Source organism: Bacteroidales bacterium (assembly GCA_014860585.1).
Classification (GTDB): domain Bacteria; phylum Bacteroidota; class Bacteroidia; order Bacteroidales; family 4484-276; genus RZYY01.
This window is the reverse complement of record JACZJL010000101.1, coordinates 1-26,344: the sequence shown is the minus strand read 5'-3', so window position 1 is coordinate 26,344 and position 26,344 is coordinate 1. Positions and strand designations below refer to the sequence as shown.

The 26,344-nt window shown below is 36.5% G+C and carries 25 protein-coding genes; 2 read left to right on the top strand and 23 right to left on the bottom strand.

Translation table 11 applies throughout. From position 1 onward, the window contains the following. Window positions 1-539 precede the first annotated feature (539 nt). From IH598_10510 to IH598_10495, 4 genes are all read right to left on the bottom strand, one after another. On the bottom strand, window positions 540-890 hold the full coding sequence (locus IH598_10510) for a hypothetical protein (protein ID MBE0638941.1): 351 nt from the start codon (window positions 888-890) through the stop codon (window positions 540-542). A 217-nt stretch (window positions 891-1,107) separates the two neighbouring features. Beyond that, the gene (locus tag IH598_10505; GenBank protein ID MBE0638940.1) at window positions 1,108-1,257 is read right to left on the bottom strand and encodes a hypothetical protein; all 150 of its coding nucleotides are present in this window, start codon (window positions 1,255-1,257) and stop codon (window positions 1,108-1,110) included. Between the two features lie 40 nt (window positions 1,258-1,297). Beyond that, window positions 1,298-2,707 carry a serine hydrolase gene (locus IH598_10500; protein ID MBE0638939.1) on the bottom strand — a complete coding sequence of 470 codons (1,410 nt, stop codon included), beginning with the start codon at window positions 2,705-2,707 and terminating at the stop codon, window positions 1,298-1,300. Window positions 2,708-2,921: 214 nt separating this feature from the next. Further along, on the bottom strand, window positions 2,922-4,778 hold the full coding sequence (locus IH598_10495; GenBank protein MBE0638938.1) for a glycoside hydrolase family 16 protein: 1,857 nt from the start codon (window positions 4,776-4,778) through the stop codon (window positions 2,922-2,924). A gap of 224 nt (window positions 4,779-5,002) precedes the next feature. Here IH598_10495 and IH598_10490 point away from each other — a divergent pair, with 224 nt between their 5' ends. Beyond that, on the top strand, window positions 5,003-5,215 hold the full coding sequence (locus IH598_10490; GenBank protein ID MBE0638937.1) for a hypothetical protein: 213 nt from the start codon (window positions 5,003-5,005) through the stop codon (window positions 5,213-5,215). Window positions 5,216-5,598: 383 nt separating this feature from the next. On the opposite strand, the gene IH598_10485 is transcribed toward IH598_10490, so the two are convergent. From IH598_10485 to IH598_10395, 19 genes are all read right to left on the bottom strand, one after another. Continuing rightward, window positions 5,599-6,636 carry a beta-lactamase family protein gene (locus tag IH598_10485; GenBank protein MBE0638936.1) on the bottom strand — a complete coding sequence of 346 codons (1,038 nt, stop codon included), beginning with the start codon at window positions 6,634-6,636 and terminating at the stop codon, window positions 5,599-5,601. A gap of 180 nt (window positions 6,637-6,816) precedes the next feature. Then, window positions 6,817-7,908: a DUF4932 domain-containing protein gene (locus tag IH598_10480; protein MBE0638935.1), complete on the bottom strand. Its 1,092-nt coding sequence runs from the start codon at window positions 7,906-7,908 to the stop codon at window positions 6,817-6,819. A gap of 50 nt (window positions 7,909-7,958) precedes the next feature. Further along, window positions 7,959-8,807: a hypothetical protein gene (locus tag IH598_10475; GenBank protein ID MBE0638934.1), complete on the bottom strand. Its 849-nt coding sequence runs from the start codon at window positions 8,805-8,807 to the stop codon at window positions 7,959-7,961. A gap of 217 nt (window positions 8,808-9,024) precedes the next feature. Continuing rightward, entirely contained in the window at window positions 9,025-10,209 is a 1,185-nt protein-coding gene (locus IH598_10470) for a hypothetical protein (protein MBE0638933.1), read from the bottom strand. A gap of 289 nt (window positions 10,210-10,498) precedes the next feature. After that, window positions 10,499-11,992, bottom strand: coding sequence for a serine hydrolase (locus tag IH598_10465; protein ID MBE0638932.1), 1,494 nt, complete (start codon window positions 11,990-11,992; stop codon window positions 10,499-10,501). Window positions 11,993-12,108: 116 nt separating this feature from the next. Then, on the bottom strand, window positions 12,109-13,602 hold the full coding sequence (locus tag IH598_10460; GenBank protein ID MBE0638931.1) for a serine hydrolase: 1,494 nt from the start codon (window positions 13,600-13,602) through the stop codon (window positions 12,109-12,111). A 49-nt stretch (window positions 13,603-13,651) separates the two neighbouring features. After that, entirely contained in the window at window positions 13,652-14,155 is a 504-nt protein-coding gene (locus tag IH598_10455) for a helix-turn-helix transcriptional regulator (protein MBE0638930.1), read from the bottom strand. A 268-nt stretch (window positions 14,156-14,423) separates the two neighbouring features. Continuing rightward, on the bottom strand, window positions 14,424-15,644 hold the full coding sequence (locus IH598_10450) for a hypothetical protein (protein ID MBE0638929.1): 1,221 nt from the start codon (window positions 15,642-15,644) through the stop codon (window positions 14,424-14,426). Window positions 15,645-15,691: 47 nt separating this feature from the next. Then, window positions 15,692-16,711 (bottom strand): hypothetical protein, encoded by a 1,020-nt coding sequence (locus tag IH598_10445; protein ID MBE0638928.1) that lies wholly within the window; start codon window positions 16,709-16,711, stop codon window positions 15,692-15,694. A gap of 166 nt (window positions 16,712-16,877) precedes the next feature. After that, a complete protein-coding gene (locus tag IH598_10440) occupies window positions 16,878-17,444 on the bottom strand; it encodes a hypothetical protein (GenBank protein ID MBE0638927.1) in 567 nt (188 codons plus the stop codon). Window positions 17,445-17,741: 297 nt separating this feature from the next. After that, window positions 17,742-18,809, bottom strand: coding sequence for a ribosome small subunit-dependent GTPase A (gene rsgA, locus IH598_10435; GenBank protein ID MBE0638926.1), 1,068 nt, complete (start codon window positions 18,807-18,809; stop codon window positions 17,742-17,744). Between the two features lie 203 nt (window positions 18,810-19,012). Further along, window positions 19,013-19,465, bottom strand: coding sequence for a GNAT family N-acetyltransferase (locus tag IH598_10430; GenBank protein ID MBE0638925.1), 453 nt, complete (start codon window positions 19,463-19,465; stop codon window positions 19,013-19,015). Between the two features lie 241 nt (window positions 19,466-19,706). After that, window positions 19,707-20,114, bottom strand: a complete 408-nt coding sequence (locus IH598_10425) for a hypothetical protein (protein MBE0638924.1) — start codon at window positions 20,112-20,114, stop codon at window positions 19,707-19,709. 9 nt (window positions 20,115-20,123) lie between these two features. Then, window positions 20,124-20,303, bottom strand: a complete 180-nt coding sequence (locus tag IH598_10420; protein MBE0638923.1) for a hypothetical protein — start codon at window positions 20,301-20,303, stop codon at window positions 20,124-20,126. Window positions 20,304-20,667: 364 nt separating this feature from the next. Further along, complete coding sequence (locus tag IH598_10415; protein MBE0638922.1) at window positions 20,668-20,925, bottom strand: hypothetical protein; 258 nt, start codon at window positions 20,923-20,925, stop codon at window positions 20,668-20,670. Between the two features lie 295 nt (window positions 20,926-21,220). Further along, window positions 21,221-22,750, bottom strand: a complete 1,530-nt coding sequence (locus tag IH598_10410; GenBank protein ID MBE0638921.1) for a glycosyltransferase family 39 protein — start codon at window positions 22,748-22,750, stop codon at window positions 21,221-21,223. A gap of 134 nt (window positions 22,751-22,884) precedes the next feature. After that, on the bottom strand, window positions 22,885-23,937 hold the full coding sequence (locus tag IH598_10405) for a hypothetical protein (GenBank protein ID MBE0638920.1): 1,053 nt from the start codon (window positions 23,935-23,937) through the stop codon (window positions 22,885-22,887). Between the two features lie 183 nt (window positions 23,938-24,120). After that, window positions 24,121-24,819 carry a hypothetical protein gene (locus tag IH598_10400; protein MBE0638919.1) on the bottom strand — a complete coding sequence of 233 codons (699 nt, stop codon included), beginning with the start codon at window positions 24,817-24,819 and terminating at the stop codon, window positions 24,121-24,123. A gap of 516 nt (window positions 24,820-25,335) precedes the next feature. After that, window positions 25,336-25,752 carry a nuclear transport factor 2 family protein gene (locus IH598_10395; GenBank protein MBE0638918.1) on the bottom strand — a complete coding sequence of 139 codons (417 nt, stop codon included), beginning with the start codon at window positions 25,750-25,752 and terminating at the stop codon, window positions 25,336-25,338. A gap of 377 nt (window positions 25,753-26,129) precedes the next feature. On the opposite strand from IH598_10395, the gene IH598_10390 reads away from it, so the two are divergent. Then, the coding region (locus tag IH598_10390) for a hypothetical protein (protein ID MBE0638917.1) at window positions 26,130-26,344 on the top strand (215 nt) is incomplete at its 3' end.

The window sequence follows — 26,344 nt, the reverse complement described above, 5'->3', positions numbered from 1 at the left end:
GATCCTTTAGAGCATAACTACCAAGTCCGTATTTGAAAATAATGCTGCTGGCAGGGTATCTTGTATTTCCGACTGAATACTGAGCGAAGGTTAGGGTTGTATTTAAAAAAATCAGCAGCGAAAGAAAAATCCTCATTTTGGATTTGATAGGGCAAGGCAAGAAACCACAATTAGGTAAGCTTTGAAAATCAGGAATTTGATTCATTTTTGCACAAAGTTAATTAAAAATTAAATATGGAACCGCCTGCCATTGATTATCGGCAGATGCACGAAAACGATGAATGAAATCCATACGGCTTTTATGATCAGCCGGAAATGAGGGTATTCTGCTATGCAAAAAAGCAGAACTGCGGATCAATCCATCCGGGGATTGTGAATATCAAATCCTGAACAAAACAGCGATGATCTTTTGCTGCAATTCAATACGGGTAAGAATCACTAAACGCAACCACCTGATGTTAACAGGGCCAGACAGCTCGTCATTTCCTGTTTTGATGGAGGAAAATTGTGATGTTGTGCTACATTTTAATCCTGTAATTTCAAAGGCTGGTCAGAATAAAAAATAAAACAACACATAAAAGCGCCAGGTTAATTGAGCCAATCCAAAAATAAAAAAGGTTTCCCGTTTTGCCGGTTTCTTTTTTAGTAATTCTCTTGTATTCAGATACATACTTAAAAAGAAACAACTGGACAAAAATAAAACTCTCTATTTTGCTATTTCTTTTTTTCAGAAATGCATAAATCATTATTGTTGCTATTAAATAGACAATAATGGATAATGCCGCGATAACTAAAAGTAAATCATTCATATGCCCTCCATTTATTTTAATGTTACACAATTCATTCGTTTGCAAAAAGAAAGCAATCCCGCCGTTTTCGATACGCAACATTACATTGCGCCAATACACCCTGGCCGGAAACTCCGGTCCCTGATCCTGACCAGCCGTTGCCATGTTTGTGGAGTATATCCAAATTCAATTTTGAATAGCCATCCGGTTTATTTTATACGCAGCAGATATGAACCTCCGCCACACGCTCGTTACATGGAGCCCGGTCGGTAAGTTGGGCAGGCTGCCGCTGGTTAAGGGCAAAGGTAAGCATTCTTCATCATGTGATGAAAGTTATCGGATCATTTTTATCATACGCTATTGCACTCCATCCCAATCCGGCTAAAAATATGGGATCAATGCGCCCTCTGAATCCCGCCACAGATAAAATAACTCCTGCTTTGGCTTCGCGTAGTAAAATAAATGTCATTGACATTGAATCCTTCCAAACTTTCCGTCAGATGTCGCATCTACTCCAGTAAATACAAATATTTCCCGATCCCGCTGGTGATGGCCCAGGAGTCATTTTCGTAATTGTATCCTGTTGTAACTATTACTATATTTAGTTCTGGTACAATATAGATAAACTGACTTCCCAATCCATTGGCCCAAACGGTTTCATACTTTTTACGATTCGACTCAATGACGATATTCCACCAATGATACGCATAATCATCCCCTTCAATATGAGTCCTGGTTTTTTTCGAAGTAGATTCCGTAATCCAATCTGCTGAAATGATCTGCTGATTGTTGCACACTCCCTTATTCAGGACCAGAAAGCCTATTTTCAGCATGTCAACTGGCAGCATTTGTAAAGAACCGCCCATGCATGGAAAACTGTCCTGCTTAAAAATATTCCAATCATATTGTTTTATTCCCAGAGGTGTGAAAAGGAACTGCTTGGCAAAAACATCTGCGTACATCCCTGTTTTTGATTTTATTACTGCACCCAAAATCTCAGTATTTCCTCCATCATAGATAAACTGTTCGCCCACCGGGGCAATTAATGCTCTTTTTAAGGAATAGTCAATCCGGTCAGCATCCATAAATGGTTCATATTCATTCGAAAAACAGGAGGTCATTGAAAGGATGTTGGCCAAAGTAATTTTTCTGTATTCACCCTTGCTCAAATGATCATATCCAGGGAATATGTTAAATAAGGGTTCATTGATATCCGAAATCATTCCCTTGTCAGTTGCAATACCGATCAGCAATGAGGCAATGCTTTTTGTTGCCGATTCAATTTGGTGCAGATCATTTCTGGAATAACCATAGAAATACTCTTCACAAATCAACCTGCCGTTCTTTAATAAAAGAAAAGAATTAAGCCTACCATACTGGTTGGCAATTATTTCAGGAAGCAATGAGTGGATAAACAGTGAATCATTTGGCGTTTGAAAGTGCATGGCCGGTATGCTTTCATCAAAAAAATCAGGTTGCTGATAATGATAGGAATAATTGACGTGATTACAATCTGGTTTTGCTTCGGTTAAAAAACGTCTTGCCTCATCATTTTTAATCAAATCAACAGGGTCAAATGGCTCGTCCATGCAACTAAATCCACCATTGATCAAATGGTTGTCAGAAATACTCCCCAGATATAAGCAGTTCCAGTCAGGAACATAAAAACGAATGCTGTCTGAATTCAGGAATATGCTGTCAATTTTGAATTGCGAATCATAGAATTTGTGATTTGTCCAGAAGCCCAGTGCCCGGACTGAGTCATTTTTTCCTATGATTTGAATGTAGAATTTTTTATTGACATCTTCAGGATGAGGACCTTCCCAAAAACCATAAAAACCCGGGTCATCATTTGTAGTATTGCAACGCTGTAACAGAAACAGACTAGCTACAATGATAAAAAGGGAGCTGCACTTCATGTTCATTAATATTCATGCTTAACGCAAAAGTTGATCACCAAATTTTGTTTAACTAACGAGTCATCCTTCTGGGTTCTCCACCAGTGGCCATGAGAAACCTCCAAAAATCAAATAGAAATTGCACAGTCTGAAACTCTCCGTGCGGCAGAGACGGCTGGTGCGTTGCCCGGATTGAAGAATGATCGGATTTTTCAGATAACCGGTCCTTAACAACTTACCTGGACTGGTCAAAAATTCCACATTCCGGGAAAGTGATTTCGGTGGCACTTCCCATCTTCACGAAATAAGCATTTCCGGGTTGCAGAACGTTTAAAGTGCTAACACTCATTTCTGGCCAGAAGAGTTTCCAACCGGCCACTTCCTTGACAATGATCAGGTCTTTGCCATTAAATAATGCTGGCACATCAACATCACAGGAGGAAAGTACCGGGATGAGGTTCCATCCAGCAGTGAGCTGTAAGGTTTTATTAACCTCAATATTCCCGGCAAAGTTCAGCTGAACAGGGTTGGATAATTTGATGGTGTATCCTTCATGCGTGTTCCAGTTACCTATCGTGTTGATATTTTCCTCAGGCCAGTACATTGCTGATTGAGATTCAAGAATAATCAGATCGGTAACGATTGGCTGGAAAATTGAAACCACTACACTGTTTTGAGGAACCACGAAAGATGATAAACCGCTCCATCCTTTGGGGATCCCGAGTATTTGAAGGTCAAATGCAGTTGAACTTTGATAGACCCGGACATAGTCAATTTCCAGGGTGTCCTCAGTAAAACCCGGATCAATAGTTGGCAGGAAGGCAAAATTAAGCAGCAGGTATTGTTCAGTATTAAAGGGCCAGGTGTCGCTATTGATTTCATCTGGTTCATAGGTGTAATGAATGACTTCATCAACACTAAACACCAGTTTTTCCGGATACCACCTAAGCGTATAATTATGAAATTCAGTTGAGGCGGTCGGTATTATTTGTCCACCAAGATTAACTGTACCCCCATAGCTTGATGGTGTATGGGTGGCACTTTGCACATAGTTTTGATTGCTTCCCCAGTGTTCCATAATATCAATCTCACCGCAAGCCGGCCAGGGAGTCGTACCATAACCCTGAATATCCCACCAGCCACCATCTTCATTAATATTTTTACCTAATGTCCATATCGCAGGCCATGTACCGGTTCCTGCAGGTAATTTTGCGCGGACTTCAATTTTCCCATATTGAAAAGCAAATTTGGAATTGAGTCTGGCTGATGTATACTCTTTGGTTACACCCTGGCTGGTGTAGGTTTCTTTCTTTCCAATGATGTTTAAAATTCCGCTGCTTACATTGGAATTATCCTCCCTGTCGGTATAATGTTGTATCTCTCCATTGTACCAGCCATATCCATTTGGCAAAAGTGTCTGGTGATGCCATTTGGAAGTATCAATGGCTCCTTCATTTTCAAATTCATCTGACCAAACCAGTAAATCATATTCAGGATCAACGGGGATAGTACCGTTGTAATTAACATCATCAACATAAGCCAACACAAGATCATTGTTGTTCTCACCATTCACCTGGATCACTACCCTGTTTAAATCCGTTCTTTGAGTGGGAGGCAGTGAATTGGGATCCAAATTTATGTAGGTATCATTTAAAAAATCAAAACTAACGGTTTGCCACTGATCTAATAAAATCGGTTTTATGATTTCACATTGCGTTACCCATGGTGCAGGTAAGGTCCCATCCTGCAATTTTAATGACACCTGGTTGGGTTGGTTCCCTGTTAATCCGTATGCAGGAACAAATATCTTTAAAGTAAAAATAAAGTTGGAGGATAAATCGTAGTTGTTGGGTACGCCAAACCTGACATTTGCATACTGGCCTCCGATATCATCATATTCCATAACGGTAGCTGAAGGATTGAACCCTTGTGGATATGGATTCGGAAAGCTGGTGTTTATATTGCAATCATCGCCAAACCAGGTGGTAATTGTACCATTACCTTCAAAATCATCGTGTACTGTTTGAGTTTGTGCCTGAATTTGGGATGAAATCAGGATAAATAAAATGGTCAAAAAAGTGATTCTTCGCATGATTGGTTTTTTATGCAAATAATAAAAGTATTATTCGGGTGTAGTTGATTCAAAATTACTAGATTGATAAAAAATTCCATTGAGCAAAGATAGCGTTTTTCGAAACTGGCGTGATTATACCCGGCACCCGGCATCAGGTTCGGATCAAAGAGCTAACAACATTGGTAGAGTGCGAAGGAAAGTGTTCTTTGTCAGGTTTTATTTCACAACTAAACCTTAAATGGATGAACCAAAGGACAACCAGCGGAAGTTCCCTGATCGCTCACCAGACCATTTTCGCCAGAGCAGGAAGAACCGCTCCTGGTTTTGCAACGACCTATCAAACTTTTGAAAGAACGCTTACCCTTCGTCAGCGCAGCAAAAGCGCCATACAGAACTACGGACTAAGCATTGCAAAAGTAGCGCTTCATTTTGGAATGGATCATTATCTCTTGTGATCAGCAGCCTGCAAAAACCAACTCTAAATCGCGCTGACTGAAACCCTCCAAAAGGAAGGGATGGTTAGTGCATTGCCCGGATTGAAAGAAGGTTGGATTCTAACGATAAAAAACTGTTATCAGAGGTTTGAAAAACGTAGAAAAATGGCCTTTTCATAAAAGTGTGAGTCCTTCATCGTAGAACACCTACTCAAAAAGTGATCCTTCAAAACATTAAAAACCCATAATACGCTGCCTTTGTACTGGAGGTTCCACCGAAAAACGGGGCAGGCATTCAACACCGACTTAAATCCTGCCCCGTTTTTCGGGAGCAACCGCAATTTCACCAACACTAACCGGACAGTCCGTTAAAGGCGGCTGAGTCTGTGTCTTATTTGTTGTGGTTAGTTTTTATTCCTTAGTATTTTAATTATTCTGCTGTACATTATCTCCGACAGACTCCAGTTATAACCATCAAAATTAACTGTGTTTGTAAATTGAATGACCACAGCATCGATGTCTGCCTGATATTTGGCAATTGTTTGATAACCAGGAATCAATCCAGTATGTCCAAACTCATAAATCGAACCATAAATTTCCTGTTCCTTTTTATCTTTAAAAGCCGATCCGTCATTTAATGCCCTTATGAATTTCCCCAAATCTTTTGCTGTTGCTAACATTGAACCATTATCGTCTGTTTTTAAATCCTTATCGTAGCCAACATAGTAACCACTCATTACATCGTCCATATTTACATAGTGAATAGAACCAAATGTATGGTTTAAATTCAGAGGTTTTAAAATTTCTTCCTGTATAAACTCAAAATGGTCGTATCCAAGCTCCTTATTCATAATTCTACCGAGCAATAAATAATTAGTGTTGGAATACTCATAATCCTGGTCTGGTTCAAATTTGGCAGGTTGATCTAATATTAAGGCAAGCTTTTCATCATCATTCTCTTTCGGATGAGCCCAATAATTTAAGGAATCTGTAAAATTGGGAATGCCACTTCTATGTTGAACCATCATTTTCAGGGTGATTTGGTCTGCATTCTCTATTCTGTTTTTCAATTCAGGCAAATATTCTGATAGCGTTTTGTCCAAAGAGAGTTTTCCACTCCTGACAAGCTTTGTAACTGCCAAGGCATTGTAAAGTTTGCCAACACTGGCTATTTTGAACAATGCATTTGGATCGGCAGGTATTTTGTTTTCTCTATTTTTATAACCTGCAGAATATAAAACGGGTGCTTTTCCTGTTTCATCCACATAAACAATAATTCCGTCAAACCCATAATCAGTTGCTTTATCAACTTGTTCCTGAAATGTTGTGGGTAATGGTTGTAACCAAGCTGTTACAATAGGCCAAGGAACAAAGTATAGAGAGATTATTGTTCCAACAAGCAATAAAATTCTAATTATCCGAATGGATGTCTTTTTTGTCATAATATTTCTGGGTGGTGCGTTCTGTTTAGGTAGCATAACAGTTGGCAATAAGAAGAATGGGTATTTCGAAGTACTTACCTATCAAGCTGCCATACCGCTTTTTAATTGTTAATTCATTTAAATTTAGCACTTTATACCTTATGTTTTTTATTGAGTGCTATCGCGCATTATTCTTCTTCTTTACAACTTTGATGTAAAATACTTTTTAATCTCCGGCAAAAATGATTCTATGTCTGAGTAATCTTTTCGGTTGTTTTCATATTCTTCCAGTAATTGAACCAAACCTTCAATTTCTGCAAACCCATTCATTTTATCACTTTTTATGTTTCTTCCCACTTCTTCAATTCCTTCATTTTCTTCTAGAAACTTAATGGTACAGGCTCTTACGAGGTATTCATTGAGAACTACATTCCAGACATCATATCCTTTTTTCCTCATTGCTTCATCATGTGATTTTAAAACAGATTCACCGATGGCTTTAAATTCTTCAGGTTTGCTGATAATTAGGGGATTAATGTATGAATGACAAAACTCATGGATGATTACAGGTAAAAACCATTTTTTGTCATAAGTCGGTGTGCCAGTAATCCATTTTGGGTCTCTTGCTCCAAGTAAACAAACCGATTCAATGTTTCCATCAGGTAATTCAATTCGATAACCATAGTTACAGCTACCATTAAGCAGGGCAATATTTATCTTGAAATTGTCCGGATAATATCCAAAGAATGTGAAAAACCATTCAATGATATTCTCTTTGAATAACATCTCTTTTAAGTTTTCAATTGACTGTTTATGAAACACATTCTGGTTCATGTGAAATTTCATAAATTCACTTTCAACAGCAAACTCTCTGGCATGTTTGAGGTAGTTGCTGATAAGTGTTGAATCCCATCGGGGGTCAAAGTCATTTGGCAAAGCTGACAAGTTTATTTTAGGTTCTAATTGAGGCGGTTGCCCAATATAGACTGCCAAAGCCATTGGCGCATCGCCATTAATCTGGTATAAAGTATTACATTCTTTTGCAAAATTTATTGCAGGGTGATTTTTCCAATGCTTAAAATGATTATCAACTCTTTTTATATAGCCAGGTATCAGATTCTCATTGTACTGCTTGTCACCTGCAAGATAATGTATCAGGCTGAATAGTTCGATTGTAGGATTTACCGAAATTTCAATTTTTTGCCCGACTGTTTCAGCTGATTCTTGCTTAGTATCACAACCAATGATTTGTGTGGAAAGCAAGATAACTACTATTCTCAAACATTTTTTCATGGTTTAAGGTATTGTTTCTTATGCTAATTTTATGTGGCGTAGTATTGTATTCATTTATTTGAAATATAGTGTTTTGTTAAAGTACCATATAAATTTCCTTCAAATGCTGTGTTAATCTCTTCAATACTTTTTAATCCAAAAATTAAAGCTATTGCAATGGGATCACACCGATAGTCTGTATGGCCTTCATAAAATCCATATCGCATGATGTAATAAGGAAGCATTTCGCTAAAATCAAGCGTGGTCAGTTTGTCTACCATTTTATCAAATTCTTCTTCAGGCAGGATTGAGTAATTTTTTTTAAGAAATTGAAATTCAGTAGGTGTCAGTTCCCTGTCGATATGAATATTATACCTCCCCTGAATTTCATCGAAAAAAATGGATTGTTGCCATCCCTTCGATGCTGAGGCTTTAAAATTCAATATGTTATCATTGTAGTGGATTTGTTTAATATTGTCATAAAACCTTGTCCAATTTCCAAGTTCTGTTTCTTTCAAAATAAGATTCCAGAAATGAAAGAGTGGTTTGGCTAATTGAGCATGTGTAAGTTTCATTTTACCGACCAGTCTGTTGTCACCAATCAGTACTGAAATAATATCTTCGTCTTCAGCCAGAAACCCTGTATATGAATAGCCGTTTGGCTTTGCTGTACAATTGATTACATCTATTGGTATTCCAGTAATCATTTTCTTTATGGCTAATTCTTCTTCATTATGCAAACTGTTTTTTGCCAAAGAAGGAAAATCTCCGACATCAATTTGCATTTGTTTATCCTTACCTAAAACTGTTCCTGTTTTGTAACTATACAATAAAGGACTGCCGTTTTCCATAGTTACCGGAACAATTCCGTATTGTAAGGTTTTAGTAATAACCAAAATCGTTTCAATTGTGTCATTCATGTAAAAAGGTGATGAAATTTCAGGTTTTGAATCATAGAGGAATGGATACAATTTATAAGATGAATTTTGGCCTTTTATCAAACAGGGTGATGTGAATAATGGTGCAAGGAACAAGAGTGATGTTATCCTTGAATTTAACTTTAGGCTGAAAATTGTTTTCATAATACGTATTGATAATTACATTATTTTTTGAATTTATTTTTCCTTAATGAACAATTTATTCTAGGGCTTTTTCAATAAAAACATCTCTGTTTTCAAGAAAATCCTGATACGTTTCATTTATAAATACATCTGGTAAAATCGGTTTCGATTTGTCCATCCCCTTCACAGCAGTTGAAAAAGAACTCCGGCCAAAATAAAGCTGAATGCCTGTATTTTTTAAAATTCCCACTCCATTTTTACCTGCATTACACGTATAAGTACCCCCGCTTGGTGTTCCTACTATTGTTCCAATTTGATGGTATTTTATCAATGAACAGAAATGAGCATTTGTGGAAAAACACCTTCCATCCATCAGGGTAATCAGGTTACCTGAAAAATGATTTTCGGGTAATAACAAAGGAGTGGCAAGCGCTGAATATTTGCCATAAGGTTCAGAAAAATAAGGCAGTGGTTCGGGTTGAAGATACGAAAACAGAGGAGCAGCACAAAAAGGATCGCCACCATCATTGCCTCTTAAATCAAGGATAAGATTTTCTACATCTCTATCTTTAATAACTTTAAAACAACTGTCAATAAAATTAGTGAAATAAGAAACCCTGTCGTAGTAAATAAATGTAGGTATGGTTAACAAAGCTATATTCCCATCTTCCATCAAATTAAAAGTTAGTGGGGGGTGGTTGAAGTTTGAGAAAACTACTTTCCTGATCGCCTGATTTGTTGCAGGGATCAATGTTTTGGTCTCACTCGTTTTACGTCCTGGTAAGGCATATTTCACCACATAATTTATTGGGAATCCAAATCGTCTTGCATAAATCAAAGGAAACCGCCTCCCGATTTGCGAATCAATAAAATGGATATTAAAAGCATCAGCGGAGTAGTTTGTCCTCATCTCAGTAATAATATCATTCGCTGACCGGCCATTGATTTCCAATATGATGCTCCCCTCCGGAACCTGCAATGCGTCGTTGTATTTACCGGTAACAACAACATATCCCTCAATCAACTTTATTTGTAATGGGAAAAGATTTTCGGGATCAATATCCCAATAACTACCAGGCATCCAAACGGCTGTATGCCCGCAACCGATCTTGGCAGTAACCGGTGTGAGAATTTTATAAAATTCATGCAGTGTCATGGAGTCTCTGATAAGCTCATATTGTTTTTCCACCAGGCTGTCCATGACTTGTTTTGGAGTATATTCATATAATGATGCATGATTCTCTTCCAGAGTTTTGCACATTTGCTTAAAGTCATCTTGAAGTGCTTGCTTTAAAAATATAACTTCATTGTTTTCATCAGGTTTTTTAGAAGGGCTTTTAAGTGATACTGAACTATAAGTAATGGTTTTGAAACCATCTCCCGTAAACAGTAAGGAAAACAGTGACATAATAATTGCATATAACTTCATATAACTATTCTATTAAAAGATTATTAATGCTTCTCTTTAATGATGCAAGTGCTCCAATAATTCCATAATTTATTTGGTTTTTATACTCCATTACGTTGTTATTCCGAGTTTTTGTTTACAATTATTTCTCTTTCAATGCAGTAAGTACGTTCTTATTTATAATTTCCCAATACATTCTTGTAGGGTCTTTATCGTAAATTCCTGCTGTAAATGCGATGACCATATCTAAAGATGGAAAAACACCCAGGAACTGCCCACCGTCTCCTGGAATAAAAATCGCGGTTTGGGATTTACCTCTAAATTTATACTTCATTTCATTCCAATAATATCCATATCCTCTCTTTAATGATAAGTTTATTCTGGGTTTTGTCGATTCCGATACCCAGTCTTCAGAAATTATTTGGTTACCATGCCAATTCCCATTATTTAGCATTAAAATTCCCACTTTAAGCAAGTCCCGTGAACATAATTTGAGTCCACCATCGGTTTCCAGTGTGCCATCAGGATAGCGTGACCATTGATATTCAGTTATTCCAAGTGGATTAAACAAATGTAATTCAGTATATTTATCAACTTTCATATTACAAGCATTGCGCAAAACAACCCCCATAACCGTTGGCTCTCCATTTGTATAATTAAATTTTTCACCTGGTACTGCTTTCATGGGCCTTTCCAAAACATACTCAACAACATTCTTGCATTTATACATATTTGCCGCATCATTTCTTTTATCATTCCATGAATAATTAAACTGATTCCAGCCCAATCCAGATGTCATAGTTAGGAGGTGCTTAATTTGAATTTGTTTTTTCTCGTCAATGAAAGAATTGGAATAATGAGATAAATAATTAAAAATTGGCTCGTTAACATTAGAAATCTTGCCCTTTTCAATGGAAATTCCTGTTATCAATGAAAGAATCCCTTTCGTTACAGAGGATAGTTGATGTGTTTTTTTTCTAAAGGTTTCATTAACAGATGACCCGGAGATTTTTCCTTCAAGTGCGAAATATTCTTCAAGCGCGAGCTTTCCTTTTCGATACATCAAAATACTATGGATGTCGCCAAAGTTCCCGCTTTTAATGGCTTTAATAAAATCAGTCACCTGTATGGCATCAATTCCAACCTCATCTAAAGATTCACAGGACAAACTGTCCTTCATACTTACAGGAATTGAATAAGTATAATCACTTCTTGTATTGGAGATGAATTTATTAATGAAATCATCATAAGTCTTATCTCTATAAAATATCCATTGAGATTGTTCTCCTTTCCAGTTCTTCGTCAGATACATTGTATCCAGATTTTCACTCAGCTTTCCCTGATGCGCAAGCCATGATATTTCATTATTTTGAATACTAATTTCAATATCATATTCCCAAACCCTTGAACGTGGACCAAGCTCATAAGTCAGGCTAAAAACAAGCGAGCTGTCAGGTTTTATTTCGAAAAGACGAAGTTCAACATCTTCCGTTAAACCGTCATTTTGTAATAAACCTCCCACCCAGCATCCTTCCAATTTCTGGTTTATTAGAAGATTGTTTTGCTTCCTTTCTCTACAAGATAATATTGAAAAAGAAAGAATTATGAGAATGAATATGACCTCTTTTACTTTCATAAAACATCAAATATTTCTGTCATAGTGCGCTATTATGTGTGTTATTGCGTGTTTTTTGCATAAAATCAACTAACTTTTTTCCCATGAATTCAAAACCATATTACTCGTCATTAAAATTATCTGTTTTTGTGCAATTCAATATAACTGGGTACACAATATGGCGAATCTCCTCCACCAACATTAGCAGATCCGTAGGCTTTATCATATGAAAAACTTAGCTGGAACAAAATATATTCTTCTGGAGGACCTAGCCGCAATACTTCTTCATTGATTCGAATCTCAGATACACCATTCACATAGTTGACTTTACTTTCATAAACAACACCTCGTATTTTACATTCAACACTTTTATCCTGATTTATTAAAATTGATACGGGAATAGTGTCGGAAAATGTTATGATGTTACCTTCCCAATGCCCGTGAACAATTGCAGTGAATTTATTACTGGTTCCATAATGATCATTCTTTTTTTTATACTGTTCTCCAAAAGCTTCAATAATGTTGCTGGTTATGGATGTCGAACTGCCCTTTCTGCTGTTCTTGAGAACTACTACAACCATATGTTCAGAAGGGATTAGTGTCAGACGCGTATCGCATCCCAAACCGCCTCCATTATGTTTTATTATGTGAGTCGTTCCGGCATCATATATTTCCCAGCCCAATCCATAGCCAACAGGTCCAATATCAGGATCAAAAGCTGATTGCATATACTCAATGTGCCTGGATGAAATGTTCGAAAAATCCCTATTTAAATGATGCATTCCATAAATAAGTAAATCGTGGGCACTGGAATAAAATCCACCAGCCCCGCATTCCGCAGACTCGACGAAAATTGCCGGACTATTGTCATTTAAATATTCGAGAGCAATACTTTCACTATGTATTGAATCGAAAGTAAAAAGAAAAGTATTGGATAAATTTAAAGGGTCCAGCACATTTGCTTTCATGTAATCGGAGAATGATTCTCCGGAAATATTTTCGATTATTTTCTGGATAATTCCGTAGCCGAGGTTCGAATAAAGGGTTCTTTCTCCAGGTGGAAATACAACAATACCATGCTTTTCGATTACCTCATCCAAAGAAGGTTTGATTTCATCCATCTGAAATCCCCAATAAAACAAGGGCAATCCGGATGTGTGGAGTAAAACGCGTTTTACGGTTACATCTAACTCGTCACCTTGATATACTTTAAGTTTGGTATTAAGGTAACTGTTTGCAGGATTTTCAAGGTCAACCATCCCTTTATTAACAAGCACCATTAATCCTGTTGCTGTCAGATTTTTGGATACGGAAGCCAAAGGATAACTTGTATGCTGGGATGCCCTGATGTTTTTCTTAATATTTGCAACTCCAAATCCCTGTTCCCAGAAAATTTCACCATTTTTGGCTATTGCAATTGCAACAGATGGGATATCATTTTTTTTAATATAGGTTTCTAATTTCTTTTGTTGTTTTTCTATTTGACTTTTATAACGCGGATTAATGTAAGGCTCAACCTCACTGGAATCATTTAATATTGCCTGATGATTTCTGTTTTGATTTGAATTTACACATCTGGTGAACTGGCTGAACAATAAAATCACAACAGAAATTTTCAGGATTGTTTTCATGACCTTAATCGTAATTTTAATGTTCGTTAAGATACCTATTTTACACAAGTTAAAGATTAGACTTTTCACTATAAAATTTTAACCCACACTTAGAACAATACTTTATATTAAAAAAATCACCTAATAACCCATTGCATCCGGGGCATCTCCAGATTATGACAATGACTATCAGGTCTAAAAAAAATAATATATAGAAAAAAGGAGCCCAACTATGCCTTGCTATTCCAGATAGGCAAAGTAACAAGGCAGCAGCGAATAAAAACATAGCGAATGCAAATGTGTAAATGCGTATTTGTTTTCTCTTCTCAAATGTACTTCTGAGTTTTATTAATTCCCTGCTTTCGTCTTCAATTTCAATTTCATTCATCAACGTTACCCCAAGCGTTTCACCGATTATTCTAAGAGTATATAGTCTTGGATTAACTTCTTCATTTTCGATGCGTTGGATTGTGCGGACATATAAATTGCATTTATTTGCTAATTCAACTTGCGATAATTTATTCTGTTGCCTGGCAAGCATAATTTGCTTACCTAATGATAATTGCTTTTTCATAATATTACATTGTAATCTCAATCAGTAAAGGTAATATTTCAGAAGTTTATTAATCCAATATTTCACACGACATTTTGACGGCATTTTATACAATTAAAGAATATTTCATCAGGCAATTGAAGTTTTGCAAATCATGTGGACTATGGTTTGATTATGTTCTTGGGCAGGCAGATGCCAAATGCATTTGTTTTGTATATTAACCGGTTATTATTTCCTTTTTTTGCCATAAAAATATTTACCTGCTTGATTTAGAAAATAACTCAAATTACTACCAATCTGATTTTGCTTTGTGGACAAATATCTTCTTTCTAAATAAATATATGATTAAGGTTAAAGCTAATAATGTCAACGTAATTATTATAAATATTTTCTTTTTTCGGTTTTGATAACTTTTATATTCTTCATTAGCTTTACTAACAGTTTCTTCGTTGAAAAGACTTTCAATACGTATTGTTCCAGGTTCTGAGTTCATCCAATCAGAGACTTTAATTAATACTTCCTGGTCAAATTGATGCCAATGATATAGATAAATAATACCTTGTTTTAAATCAAAAATATTTGAATACAATGTATTTAGGCTGTTTCCTTCTTGATGTACTGCATCTAAAACATTTACCAATAAATCGGTTGAAATAGAATTTTCCTTTATGAATTTATCAAGCATATTTGTTGCTGTTTCATAACGCCAACATTGCCCGGAACCGAATTTGTTATCAGGGAATGCCCTATTGAAGTTTGTGGATACAAGGTATCCATCACCTTGTGGCTTCCTTGTAAAAACAATCTCTCCATTTTGGTCTGAACTGATTACAACAGCGTCACCAGCTGCATCTGCCAACAAAAATTGTCCCCTGAGTATCCCTCCGAACGATTGACTCCAGTCATATGATTTAGCCATTTCTATTGCTTCTCCAACTGTCGCACATTTTTGCATAATGTATGTATTTACAATGGTCTGATATGGTTTTAGAAGTTCACGATGTTCCTTTAATCTGATGCCAGGAAGCGCATTAGCATCAAAAGCAAGTCCTTTTTCATTTATTCCACCCTGAGGAAATAAATCTTCAAATCCCAGGTAAACCACTCCGTATGTGCTGTCTGTTGGTCGTTCTACCCAGATAAAAGTATTGGGATTTTTCCAATCTTCATTGTTTCCGAAAAAGACAGAATTGCCTTTGGTAATACAAAATATTGTACAAAATCCAGGGTATTTGGTTTCATCAACAATTGATTTTTTGTTTAAACAGTTCAAGCAATGTGATTGGATATCAGAAGAAAAGGTCTGACTTATGCCGAATATAAAGATGACTATTCCAATTACTTTTATTGGAAGGTCTTTAATTTTATTTTTTCTAATATCTATTCCCATATCGCATGCAAGTTCTCGATTCTTTAACTGGGAGCAACGGTTACGTATATCGTTTGTGGCGGATTGGAGAGAAGAAATCTCCAGATTATGACGAAGTTTATTCATTATAAATTCGATCATGTTTTAGAATTACCTCCTTAAACTAAATACGATGCATGAAGGTGTAATTAATTGTTTTCAAGTTTATTATAAAATGTATCTATATCTCTTTCTTTAGATTGGAGGAATGAATTCTCAGTATAAATTTTTTCCAACTGCCTGATATTGTTTTCAGGATCGTTCATCAATTCGGCAATTTGATTTAACACACTGATTTGTTCTCTACTAAGATTATGGATATTAAATTCTTTTTTAAAAATAAATTCTGGCGTGTGCCAATAGCTTCTTTCATTTCTAAGGACAAATGCCATGTCTAATAGTAAGGAATGGATGTATATATTTTCACTTTGCCCAATTGATCCAATATACTTTGTTTTTGGTAGATTATCATTTCTATGGTTATTCCAAACATTTGAGGGAAATTCAAACTTCTCCTTTGCTACGTTTTGTAAATTTCTATCGGGATCAATAATCTCCCAATGTTCTTTATCTGCATTCCAAACCTCACAGACAACATGTGAAAATCGAACGCCCACTTGTTCCTCATAGTACCTGGCGAATCCCGCTCTAAGTCTTACTGATTTACCTTGATGCCTTAGTATTGAAGTAAACAACAATCCATGATGATAGCAGGCAACTAAAAGTCTGTCTTTAGGCTGGCGATCCATTGTTAGTCCAGAGTGGTTTCGTTTATCCAGTTCTCTCAACATATCAGCAACGATCGGATATTCACCATCTTCAGGAAGCATGTCCTTCGGGAATAGTTCAGGCATTTCTACAGCTTCCATCGGATGGATTAGTTGTTTTTTTATTATTCCACAGATTTGTTCATACGATTCTGGAAGACTATCCAACATATGAGCAAATTCTCCGGGATCTGTATATGTGGTCTGATTTTTATACCTGTTAAGGACTTCTTCAGTCGGCTTAGAAGAAGAGACAGGTTCATTTTGTTTCTCTTCAGAATTGGAATTTCCACCCAAACAACTCTGAAATATTATTAATGTAAGTAGTCCAATAATGCATATGACGGTTATTACAGCATTTCGTATAAATTTTGATTTTGTGTTTTTATCCTGAGTATTCATGATGATTTTGATGATTTTGTTTATACTACAATACGTTTGACAATATGAAACGGTTGGGGAGTTCGGAGCTACTTCACTATCGAGGTACAATAAACTTTGTTATGAAAATCAAGGCTCGAATAGCCACTACGCTACCAATGTTTTACGGCCGTGTGTTGTAGCCAGTTTATTTCTTTTTCTTTTCAATCACTACTTTTTCTCCCATGAAGAAGTATGATTTTACTAAATTCTCAAAAGCTGTCAGTGAGCTGTCAAAACCATCCTCTGTTCTGGATGACATAATTATCATAATTCCAGTCTTTCCTGCATCAATATATGCCATTGCTTCGTAGTTTCCGTAAGATTTCCCTGATAGATATTTGACTTTAGCAATTATATTGTCCTTAATAACAATATCATTACCATCAGTTATCTTTATACCTGAGTAATTACTTTTAAAATTATCCAAATCATATTTTATTAGAAGGTCTAAAGTTCTATGGGTTTTATCCTCCAATGACGCAGTATTAGCATACATAACAGTTACAGCATTCTCCCACGAATCTCCTTTTCTATAAAAGACAGCATAAAGTCCTTGATTAACACCAGATTTATTGTCTAAAATCCATCCATCTGGAGCAGTCAAATTGAAAGCATGATTATTGCCGTAAATAATCCCTGTCTTCATATTCTCTTGTCCATATATTACTAATCTGAACGAAACTAAAATCAAAATAATTAATAATCTTTTCATATAACTACTTTTATCAATGTACAGTGCAGTTTTTAAATTGGCACATCGTTAAGCATTTTATTCATCGTTTTCAAGGCAAGGTAGCCAAAAAGTGGGATGTTCAGATTTTTGTTGGAGGACTTTTATTTGGCAAGAAGAAAATGATGAATAATCCCGCACGTGCGGGAAGACTAAGCCGCCCCCGGACACTATGGGCATTCTGGCACTATCTTTAACAGGCAGGGCAGCCCGCCCGAAAGATTCCCGAAAATGGGGGCGTTATGTCTGGCAGTTGCTTTTAAGTCGTATTTACTGTGCTTAGAACTTATTTTTTTTCATGTCTTTTTTATAGTTCTTCATCATTTTTCCGAAACCCTTTTCTTTTTTTCGTCTTTCAACAACCGATGATTCAAAATGAGCTTTCTCTCTTTCCATTTTCATGTAATTTTCATAAGCAGCTCCGTCTATTTCTCCTTTTTCAACGGCTTCAATAACCGAACAACCGATCTCATTCGTGTGGGTACAATCTTTGAACTTACAATTTTCAGAAAGTCTGATAATCAGGTCAAATGTGATTTCTAATCCGCTTGCTGAGTCGGCAATACCGACTTCTCTCATCCCCGGATTGTCAACTAATATTCCCCCGTTTTTAAGAACAATTAATTCCCTGTGACTTGTTACGTGTCTCCCTTTATTTGTACTTTGGCTGATTGAATCCGTCCTCATTAAAGGTTTCCCGGAGAGATTGTTCAGTAAGGTTGACTTTCCCACTCCCGAAGAACCAAGCATACAATAAGTTTTCCCCTTTTCAATGGTCATTTTAAGTGCTTCGTAACCATCCTGAGTTTCGTTACTGATGGCAAGAACTGCAATGTCGCTTATTCGTTGTTTAATACGGTCAGTAATTTCGGTAATCTTTCGTTCATTGATTAAATCAGTTTTAGTCAATACAATGATTGGTTTTACTTTCGACGAATTACAAATTGTCAGGTATCTTTCCAGTCTGTTGATATTAAAGTCTCTGTCAACGGCTTGAATCAGAAATGCATAATCAATATTTGTGGCTATGATTTGTATCACTCCAAATTGACCAACGGCTTGTCTTGAAATCATTGATAATCTTGGCAGTATTTTATGGATGACCGAAAATTCAGCATCATACGTTGTCAATGCAACCCAATCGCCAACAGCAGGGAAATCTATCCGGCTTTTTGCTGAAAAGCGCAAATTGCCTGTTATTTCGGCTTCATACTCACCGCTTTCCGTTTTTACAATATATCTTTCCTTATGTTCGGCAATCACTCTTCCAATCTCAAAGCCTGAAAGATTATTCTCAACCCTTAATTGTTGGAGTTTGTCATTGTATCCAAAATCTTCTAATTTCATAATCTCTGCAAGGTTTTCTTTTTTACGCTGACTGGTAGCACTGACTTAAATCCCTTTCTGCACCAGCGTTAGACAGGCAGGGCAGCCGCCCTAAAGATACCCGAAAATGGAAGCATTACTTATGGCGGTTGCGTTTGAGGCTTATTTGTCAGCGTTAGTGCTGATTTGTTCAGCGTTTTTATTTGGTGTGCAATGCAAGCCTGCTATTCCTGTAAATCCTTTTTAAGATAAATCATATCAACAAGTTGTATGTCGCCATTGAACATAGGGTGGTCGTAATTGTCTGTAAAAAAATGCTTTACCCGATGTGACTTTTTAAATCCACAACTTTCATAAAACGATAAGATTGCCGGCGTTTCGCCTGTCCCGGCAAGCATTGTTTTGTAGTCGTTTTTGTAGAACTCAGAAATGAATTTTATCAATGCTTTACCGTACCCTTTGCCTTGAAATTTCTCGTATGTCGCTATGTTTTTCAACTCGCAGGTTTCGTTATTTACCGGCACTACAACGCAAACACTTTTCAAATCATCGTCATATAAAGCAAACAGATCTCCACCCGGCAAATACTTGTCAATCATATTTTCCTGCTCGTCTGCCAACAACAATAAGGCAAGGAACTGTTTCTTATTTTCGGTAATTTTTTCTATTTTCGCCATATTTCTGTTTTTTCCTGATTTGTCAGGTTTATTTTTCGTCGTAGCGCCCGGCAATACTGCCAGCGTTTGGAGGTATGGCTAGTTGTTGATTTCCCTGTGTGATTGAGTCATACAGGCATGGAAGCACTGTCCTGTTAAGATATACAGCCTGGGCCGATTCATCGTGAAAAGTTTATTAGATGATGAAACGCTGAAACCAGCGCTGTCCCGGCCATACAATATACCACCTTTTATGTGGCGTTTATTCAATTTCAGGGTATTTTTTATACATCATTTCGTAAAGTCCCCATGATATTAACCCAGCTAACAATGTGGCGATAATATCTCTCCAATCGCAGGTATTTGTCCCGGGTAAAATTGATTGAATAAGCTCATAAATTATAAGCCCGATTGTAATTAATATCAAAAAAATCCTGCCTGGTTTATACTTTGGATTAATTCCTGCTAAATCGAAGTATATGATTGCTATCGTTCCCGTAAAGTTTCCGATTGTATCGGCAATCCAAAAATCAAAAATGTCATTTGAATAGATATAGGGTCGGTATTTAAACCTGCCTATTTCTGTTATAACAAACATGAAAACAAATATCAAAAAGAATGCAACCCTTTTTGCATCAATTATAAATATTCTATTCTTGTCTGTCAACATAGATTTGATTTATTGTTGTTGTTTTTCTTTTTTATTCCACTCTATCCATTGTTGAACGCTTACTGCGGAAACAATAAGACCAATGACTGTTGCACCGGGTTTTCCGGTGATAATACCTCCTACCATAAGACCAAGTCCAATCACGAGTAATATGATATGGACAATTTGACGAGTTAATTTATTTTTCATATCTGTAAATTTTTGTTAAGGTATCAATATTTTTATTTTAATGCCACATAACGTAAATCACATTATTCATCGTTTTCAAGGCAAATTTACATGAAACTGCCGATTTACACACAGACCGATGAAAATCTATTTACAGGAGAAAAGTAGCCAAAAAGTGGGATGATCAGCTTTATGTTGGAAGACTTTTATCTGGCAGGAAGAAAAGGATGAATAACATGTAGTTGGACTATGCTGCCCCCTGATAATCTGGGCATTCTGACACTATATTAATCCAGGTAGGGCAGCCGCCCGAAAGATTCCAGAAAATGGAGGCATTATGCATGGCGGCAGCATTTAAGACTTTTTGTTATGCACTGGCCTTTTCTTAATCTTCAAAAGGTTCTTTTGGTAAATTTTTCAGATTTTTAATATATCTCTTCTCGTCAAACGGCTTCCCATGTTTAAAAACATCAAATATCTCAGCTGAAACACATTGGCCTATCATCATCCTGGCATCATTATCGCTGTAGCCCATTTCTTTCAGCCTTTTAAGAGTCTGGTTAGTTTCACGTGGATTATCAGAATTTATCTGATTATAAATAATCTCCAGAATTTGATTCCTTAACAATTCATTAGGTTTCATATGGAGTAGGTTTTATTTTGCTTATGCACAACGGTCCGGCTGTATAATTTGGAGGGCGTTACCCGACGCAAGCACCGGTCGCAATCCCGATACTTGAGCCAGAAAGCTGTCACGGTGCAAGGAGGATGCGGCGCAATTTTTGCGAGTCAAGATGCAAGTTGTTAGTCCAGATTTAAGACTACCTTTTCCACCACCAGCCTAAATATTTTGTTGATTTGCAGAAGTATTCGCGATCATGAGTATTATCTGGGTGTGTGTGAAAATTGTGAGGAGCTTATTATTTATACTATCCGTGTTAGCGGCTGTTTTTGTGTTCCTTTATTTCCTGCTTTAAAACTTGATTGATTGATATATTTGGACTTTTTAGTAAATATACTTTTGTACCATACTCTCTAGCATATTTATTTTTGATCTCACCCACCAAGGCAATCTCGTCAAAAAAAGGCAATTCCTTTTCTCTTTTTTTATCTAAGTCGGTACTTTCTTTAACTAAAATCACATTCTTGATTTCCATTTCATCCAACGGGTACCAGTTAATATAATCAGCACTCATTGAAACGGCTTGGGTATATTTCTGTTTTGAATAGTAATTGATTGCACCTGCTTGTCCGTAATTATCGCATTGTATTATGGTGTTCTCTTTATCTGCAATGCTTTCATAAGTGAGATCAACAATATTGGCCAGTTCGCTCCATCCCAGCATATCTGCAAAATCCTGTGGTAATGTATGGTCATCCCCGTCTTCCCACCGTAGTAAACCAAATTGTTTAAATTTGTCTGTATTCTTTACAATCTGCTCTGGCGTTAACACAGGCAAAATAACATATAATAATGGCAACATTATTACAATTGGAATTAGAACAGCAGCGAATCGAATATATCTAAGCCAGCCTTTCGAAAGCAATATTTCTAAATATACTGCTCCAAAAGCGAGTAAAATTGGATATAATCCAATTGCATAATATCCCTTTGCTTTGAAGAAGGTAAAGATTGCTATTGTGAATATGTAAGCATAAAAAATGATTTGATATTTTCTGAATGGAGCATACCTGAAGAATGATATAAATGCTAAAACTAGAACAAATAAAGATCCGATAAAAAAAATCAGTTGTTGTGACAGGAAATCTATACGACTTACATTTACCAACTGTGTTTCGGCAAGGGTTTTTAAATGATTAAACACTGGAAAATCATTTTGATACTGCCAAATTATATTGGGAGCCACAATAATAAGTGCAAGAAGTAGGGAAATGTAAAGGTGTTTATTGAAGAATATCTTTCTAAAGTCTGTAATCAATGATGCCGGTAACAAACCGAGCAGTAAAAATGTAATATTATACTTGTTTAAAAAGCCTATTGCACAGGTAATTGATGCTACATACAGCCAATTGTTATTTTCCGAATTAATAAACTTAATAATAGTAAAAAATAAGACTATCCATAACAGAAACTCCAGGGAATTGGGTTGATACAAGGTGTTCATACGGATCAATACAGAAAATGTAACACAGGTAGCACCTAGAATGAGGGCAAATAAATCCCCTTTGAGTTCTTCAATTGTTTTCCATACCATCACTATTGTTAAGGTACCAAAAAGAGCCGGAATCATTTTTATTATAAAAACAGAATTACCCAAATGAAGAATGATGTAGGAAATCCAGGCAGTTACAGGAGGAACCGATGAATAACCCCAGGCCAAATGTTTTCCAAGGTCAAGATGCAAAAACTCATCACGATGTAATTCGTAACCAGCATCAATGGCAAATAATTGAATCACAAATTTCAACAAAATAAAAAGGATGAGTGTAATCGTTTTTTTTGTCATGGTAACTCCAATTTAAGTTAACCGCTAACATCAACTTTAACCGCAGCCGCCCGAAAGATTCCCGAAAATGACCGTGTTATGTCTGGCGGCTGCGTTTAAGTCTTATTTGTTAGCGGTAGCTCTTCTCTCTTTCGTCATTGTCTAAATTTTACAAAAGTTATACCATTGAATTTAAATGCTCCATTTTCGTGTGTTCCAAGCCAAAGGTTGCCATAGTTGTCTTTGTAAATGCTGAATAAAGTAATGTCTTTTGAATTATCTTGAACTACATAATGAGTAATTTTCATTCCATCATATTTCCAAACACCACTACGATAGGTTACAAACCACAAATTATTATTGTTGTCTCTTACTGTTGAGAGATACTCGTCCAAATCGCTGTCCATTTTCCCATCTAATCCACCTATATTTTCGTGTCTTGTGTAAAATTTATTGCTTTTTAATGCTGCGCTGTCGTAAACACTATAACGATATTCGGTATTGAACCAAAAGTCGCCATTTTTGTCTTCCGTTATTGAACGCACTCCGTTTGCACCTTCGTTGCGAAATTCTGTCACATCTTCTTCTGTAATCCATTCGAACGATTTTCCATTGTATCGGCAAACTCCAACAGGGTTTGTACCAAACCAAATGTTTCCTTTCCTGTCTTTATAAATGCTGTAGATTTCAAAAGGATTGGAGAGGTTTGGTGGTTTAGGCAACTTCAATTCATACAAAGTAATACCGTCATACCGATATACTTTCTCATTTTGATAAGAATGTCTAAACCACATATCTGTGGAATTAAGTTTCCAATCATTACTGGAGATTGCCGATAAAGTCGTAAATGTATGTCCGTCAAACTTAGATATTGTAGAATTCGGGTGGCAAGCGGAGAAGTATATGTTGCCAGATTTATCTTCTTTTATTTCATCAACTCTATTGTTTGGCAAACCATGCTTTGTTGTAAAATTAATCAGTGTCTTTCCATCATATCTAAACACCCCAGTTTCCCAACTTCCAAACCAATAAATATTTTTCTTGTCTTGATAAACAACCATAATGCTGCTTCCAAGTTCTTTTACGGAGTCGCCCTTTACAAATAGTTCTTTAAACTGATCTGAGTTTTTTTTCGGATTAAAGGTCTGCCCATTGCACGAAGTCAATAGAGTTAAAATGCTCAGAAATAAAAGTATGTTTAATTTCATTGTAATTAGTTTGAAATTGGTCACTGTCGTTATAGAGTCACCGCTAACCGTCGAGGTTTGCTATTCGGCGGGGCGAATCGAAGCCGTTTCCTGTCCTAATATACCGAGGCTGGATAAAAGAACTGCACTGTCCTAAAACCCAGCTGCCCATCTGATAGCAAGCCTTTGTTACTGCCATGTAATTCATTTCATATATCCATATTTTACCAATAATAATTCTTCGTCCTTAAGCAGTCCGATTCCCTGACCATATATTTTATATTCTTTCTCTTTTGGCTTAATAGCATTGGTTTCTTCTGTCTTTAAGCAGTTGATAAATTCTCCGGCAGGAGTTTTTAATATTTCCGAAGTACTTATTATTTCTGCTCTGTCCATAGCGATTCCAGGTGCAATTTCCTGATAATAGCGTGAACCTAATAGTATGAGTCCGGGCATACCGATACCAGCTTTATTTTTGCCTTCGGCAACCCACGCACCGTCATGACTTACTATTTTGCCGTCCTTGTATATGTCCACTTCTTCTCCGAAATAGAAAACACTGCTTGTCTGCACGCAGAAAGCAAAATAGTTTCTTGATATTTCAACTGTCTTGCCATTCACTGTTTCATTCTCTTCAACGATTCTGGTCTCAATATTACCTATTTTCTTTGTTTCATTTAATACGGTAATTATTAATTTGATTGAGTCTTTTCCGTCAACGCCCTGAAGTGTCAATTGAAAACCTGGCTCAAGAACGAAGTACATATTTTTCCCTGTTGTCTTAAAGGTGCAACTGTCAAGGTCGAAGGATTCGGTATATTCTTTTTTTATTTCTGTGTCTTGTCCATAAACACAAAATAGTCCGACGAGCAGACAGGTAATTAAAGAGATAATGTGTTTCATTTTTTCATTATTGGTTAGATATTATTTGTCTGTTTCTATAATTTGAGGAAACGTGCCCGCGATATGGCCAGTTGGCGCTTTTTTCGCATTATGCTTGTTGATTTGTATGTTGTTTTTTCTTTCATGTCTTTAACTGGATGACCTGGATGCACCAATTGGCTATTATCGCGTGTTGAACTAAACCTCCGGTAGCAGGCTCGTTTCAATGAGCTTGCTATCGTTGGTTAAGTGCAAAGGTAAGTGTTCTTCGTTAGGTTTTTGTTTAATCACTAAAAATTTAATACGATGAACACAAAGAAAAACAGCGGAAGCTTCCGCCAGTTTTATTGCTTCCTGTAAAGATCATGACGGCGTTCAACACCGACTTAAATCCCTGTCTGCACTGGCGTTAGACAGGCAGGGCAACCGCAGTTTCACCAAGACTTCAAGGGCAGTAGCTTAAATGCGGCTGCGTTTAAGCCTTATTTGTTATAGGGCGTTTGTTATTAGTTTTTGGAGAGGATGCCAATTAAAATCTTACTCGAGTGCTTTATTTAGTTTATCTATATCATCATTGTTCGGAATAAAACCAGTACTCGTAAAATCGATCAGCCATGTATTATTCTCTTTAACAAGATGATAAACCGTTCTGACTGGAATCTTTTGACTATAAGGTTTCAAGAACATCTGCTCAAAAGCAATTGCTGAATTACCATCTTTTGAAATTCGTATTTCACGTTTATCCACTGTGATATCTATTTTTAAGTCCGTGTTTGCTAGCATTTGTTTAATAGCATTGTACATATCTGTTTTATTCCAGAATTCTTTTGGATCACTTCCGCATGATAGAAAATCTTCTGATACTAAAGCAATAACAGCATCAGCATCTTTGGCTTTCAATGCAGACCAATGATCATCTAATACCTTGGCAACTTCGTCTTTTAAATCAACCATATCAACTTTGGTTTTAAGTTTGACATAATACAAATGTTATAGCAAATATGAGCAAACCATCAGATTTTTCATCTTTTTCGATATTATTGATTGTATGATTTTTAATTCAAGCTTTATGTGAAATATCGGGTTCAATGCCCTATAACGTTTTGCCTATTTGTTGTGTTTGGGAGTTTGCAACGTTTTCTTGTCCCGAAATAGTAAAGTTACCAAAAAGCGTTAAGAACTCCAAATGTGTCAACAGCCCAAATACAATAAATACGCTGTTGAACTAAACCTCCGGTAGCAAGCTCGTTTCAATGAGCTTGCTACCGTTGGTTAAGTGCAAAGGTAAGTGTTCTTCGTTAAGTTTTGTTTAACCACTAAAATTTAAATGTATGAACCCAAAGAAAAACAGCGGAAGTTTCCGCACCGGTGGCGAAACCATCATCGCCAAAGCCTGCAGAACCGTGCCTGGTTTTGCTCAGACTTATCAAACTTTCGAAAGAACGCTTACCCTTCGTCAGCGCAGCAAAAGCGCCATGCAGAACTACGGACGAAGCATTACAAAAGTAGCGATTTTTTTTATTGATTGTGCAATTGGTTTTCTCTC

Bases quoted from the DNA above. Each gene is read 5' to 3' on its own strand.
- IH598_10470 (MBE0638933.1), bottom strand. From the start codon at position 10,209: ATGTGCAAAACTCTGGAAGAGAATCATGCATCATTATATGAATATACT.
- IH598_10410 (MBE0638921.1), bottom strand. From the start codon at position 22,750: ATGACAAAAAAAACGATTACACTCATCCTTTTTATTTTGTTGAAATTT.
- IH598_10400 (MBE0638919.1), bottom strand. From the start codon at position 24,819: ATGAAACACATTATCTCTTTAATTACCTGTCTGCTCGTCGGACTATTT.
- IH598_10490 (MBE0638937.1), top strand. From the start codon at position 5,003: ATGAACCAAAGGACAACCAGCGGAAGTTCCCTGATCGCTCACCAGACC.
- IH598_10450 (MBE0638929.1), bottom strand. From the start codon at position 15,644: ATGATCGAATTTATAATGAATAAACTTCGTCATAATCTGGAGATTTCT.
- IH598_10480 (MBE0638935.1), bottom strand. From the start codon at position 7,908: ATGAAAAAATGTTTGAGAATAGTAGTTATCTTGCTTTCCACACAAATC.
- IH598_10430 (MBE0638925.1), bottom strand. From the start codon at position 19,465: ATGGCGAAAATAGAAAAAATTACCGAAAATAAGAAACAGTTCCTTGCC.
- IH598_10485 (MBE0638936.1), bottom strand. From the start codon at position 6,636: ATGACAAAAAAGACATCCATTCGGATAATTAGAATTTTATTGCTTGTT.
- IH598_10440 (MBE0638927.1), bottom strand. From the start codon at position 17,444: ATGAAAAGATTATTAATTATTTTGATTTTAGTTTCGTTCAGATTAGTA.
- IH598_10460 (MBE0638931.1), bottom strand. From the start codon at position 13,602: ATGAAAACAATCCTGAAAATTTCTGTTGTGATTTTATTGTTCAGCCAG.
- IH598_10495 (MBE0638938.1), bottom strand. From the start codon at position 4,778: ATGCGAAGAATCACTTTTTTGACCATTTTATTTATCCTGATTTCATCC.
- IH598_10425 (MBE0638924.1), bottom strand. From the start codon at position 20,114: ATGTTGACAGACAAGAATAGAATATTTATAATTGATGCAAAAAGGGTT.
- IH598_10455 (MBE0638930.1), bottom strand. From the start codon at position 14,155: ATGAAAAAGCAATTATCATTAGGTAAGCAAATTATGCTTGCCAGGCAA.
- IH598_10500 (MBE0638939.1), bottom strand. From the start codon at position 2,707: ATGAAGTGCAGCTCCCTTTTTATCATTGTAGCTAGTCTGTTTCTGTTA.
- IH598_10420 (MBE0638923.1), bottom strand. From the start codon at position 20,303: ATGAAAAATAAATTAACTCGTCAAATTGTCCATATCATATTACTCGTG.
- IH598_10465 (MBE0638932.1), bottom strand. From the start codon at position 11,992: ATGAAAGTAAAAGAGGTCATATTCATTCTCATAATTCTTTCTTTTTCA.
- IH598_10415 (MBE0638922.1), bottom strand. From the start codon at position 20,925: ATGAAACCTAATGAATTGTTAAGGAATCAAATTCTGGAGATTATTTAT.
- IH598_10395 (MBE0638918.1), bottom strand. From the start codon at position 25,752: ATGGTTGATTTAAAAGACGAAGTTGCCAAGGTATTAGATGATCATTGG.
- IH598_10505 (MBE0638940.1), bottom strand. From the start codon at position 1,257: ATGACATTTATTTTACTACGCGAAGCCAAAGCAGGAGTTATTTTATCT.
- IH598_10475 (MBE0638934.1), bottom strand. From the start codon at position 8,807: ATGAATGACACAATTGAAACGATTTTGGTTATTACTAAAACCTTACAA.
- IH598_10405 (MBE0638920.1), bottom strand. From the start codon at position 23,937: ATGAAATTAAACATACTTTTATTTCTGAGCATTTTAACTCTATTGACT.
- IH598_10445 (MBE0638928.1), bottom strand. From the start codon at position 16,711: ATGAATACTCAGGATAAAAACACAAAATCAAAATTTATACGAAATGCT.
- rsgA (MBE0638926.1), bottom strand. From the start codon at position 18,809: ATGAAATTAGAAGATTTTGGATACAATGACAAACTCCAACAATTAAGG.
- IH598_10510 (MBE0638941.1), bottom strand. From the start codon at position 890: ATGTTGCGTATCGAAAACGGCGGGATTGCTTTCTTTTTGCAAACGAAT.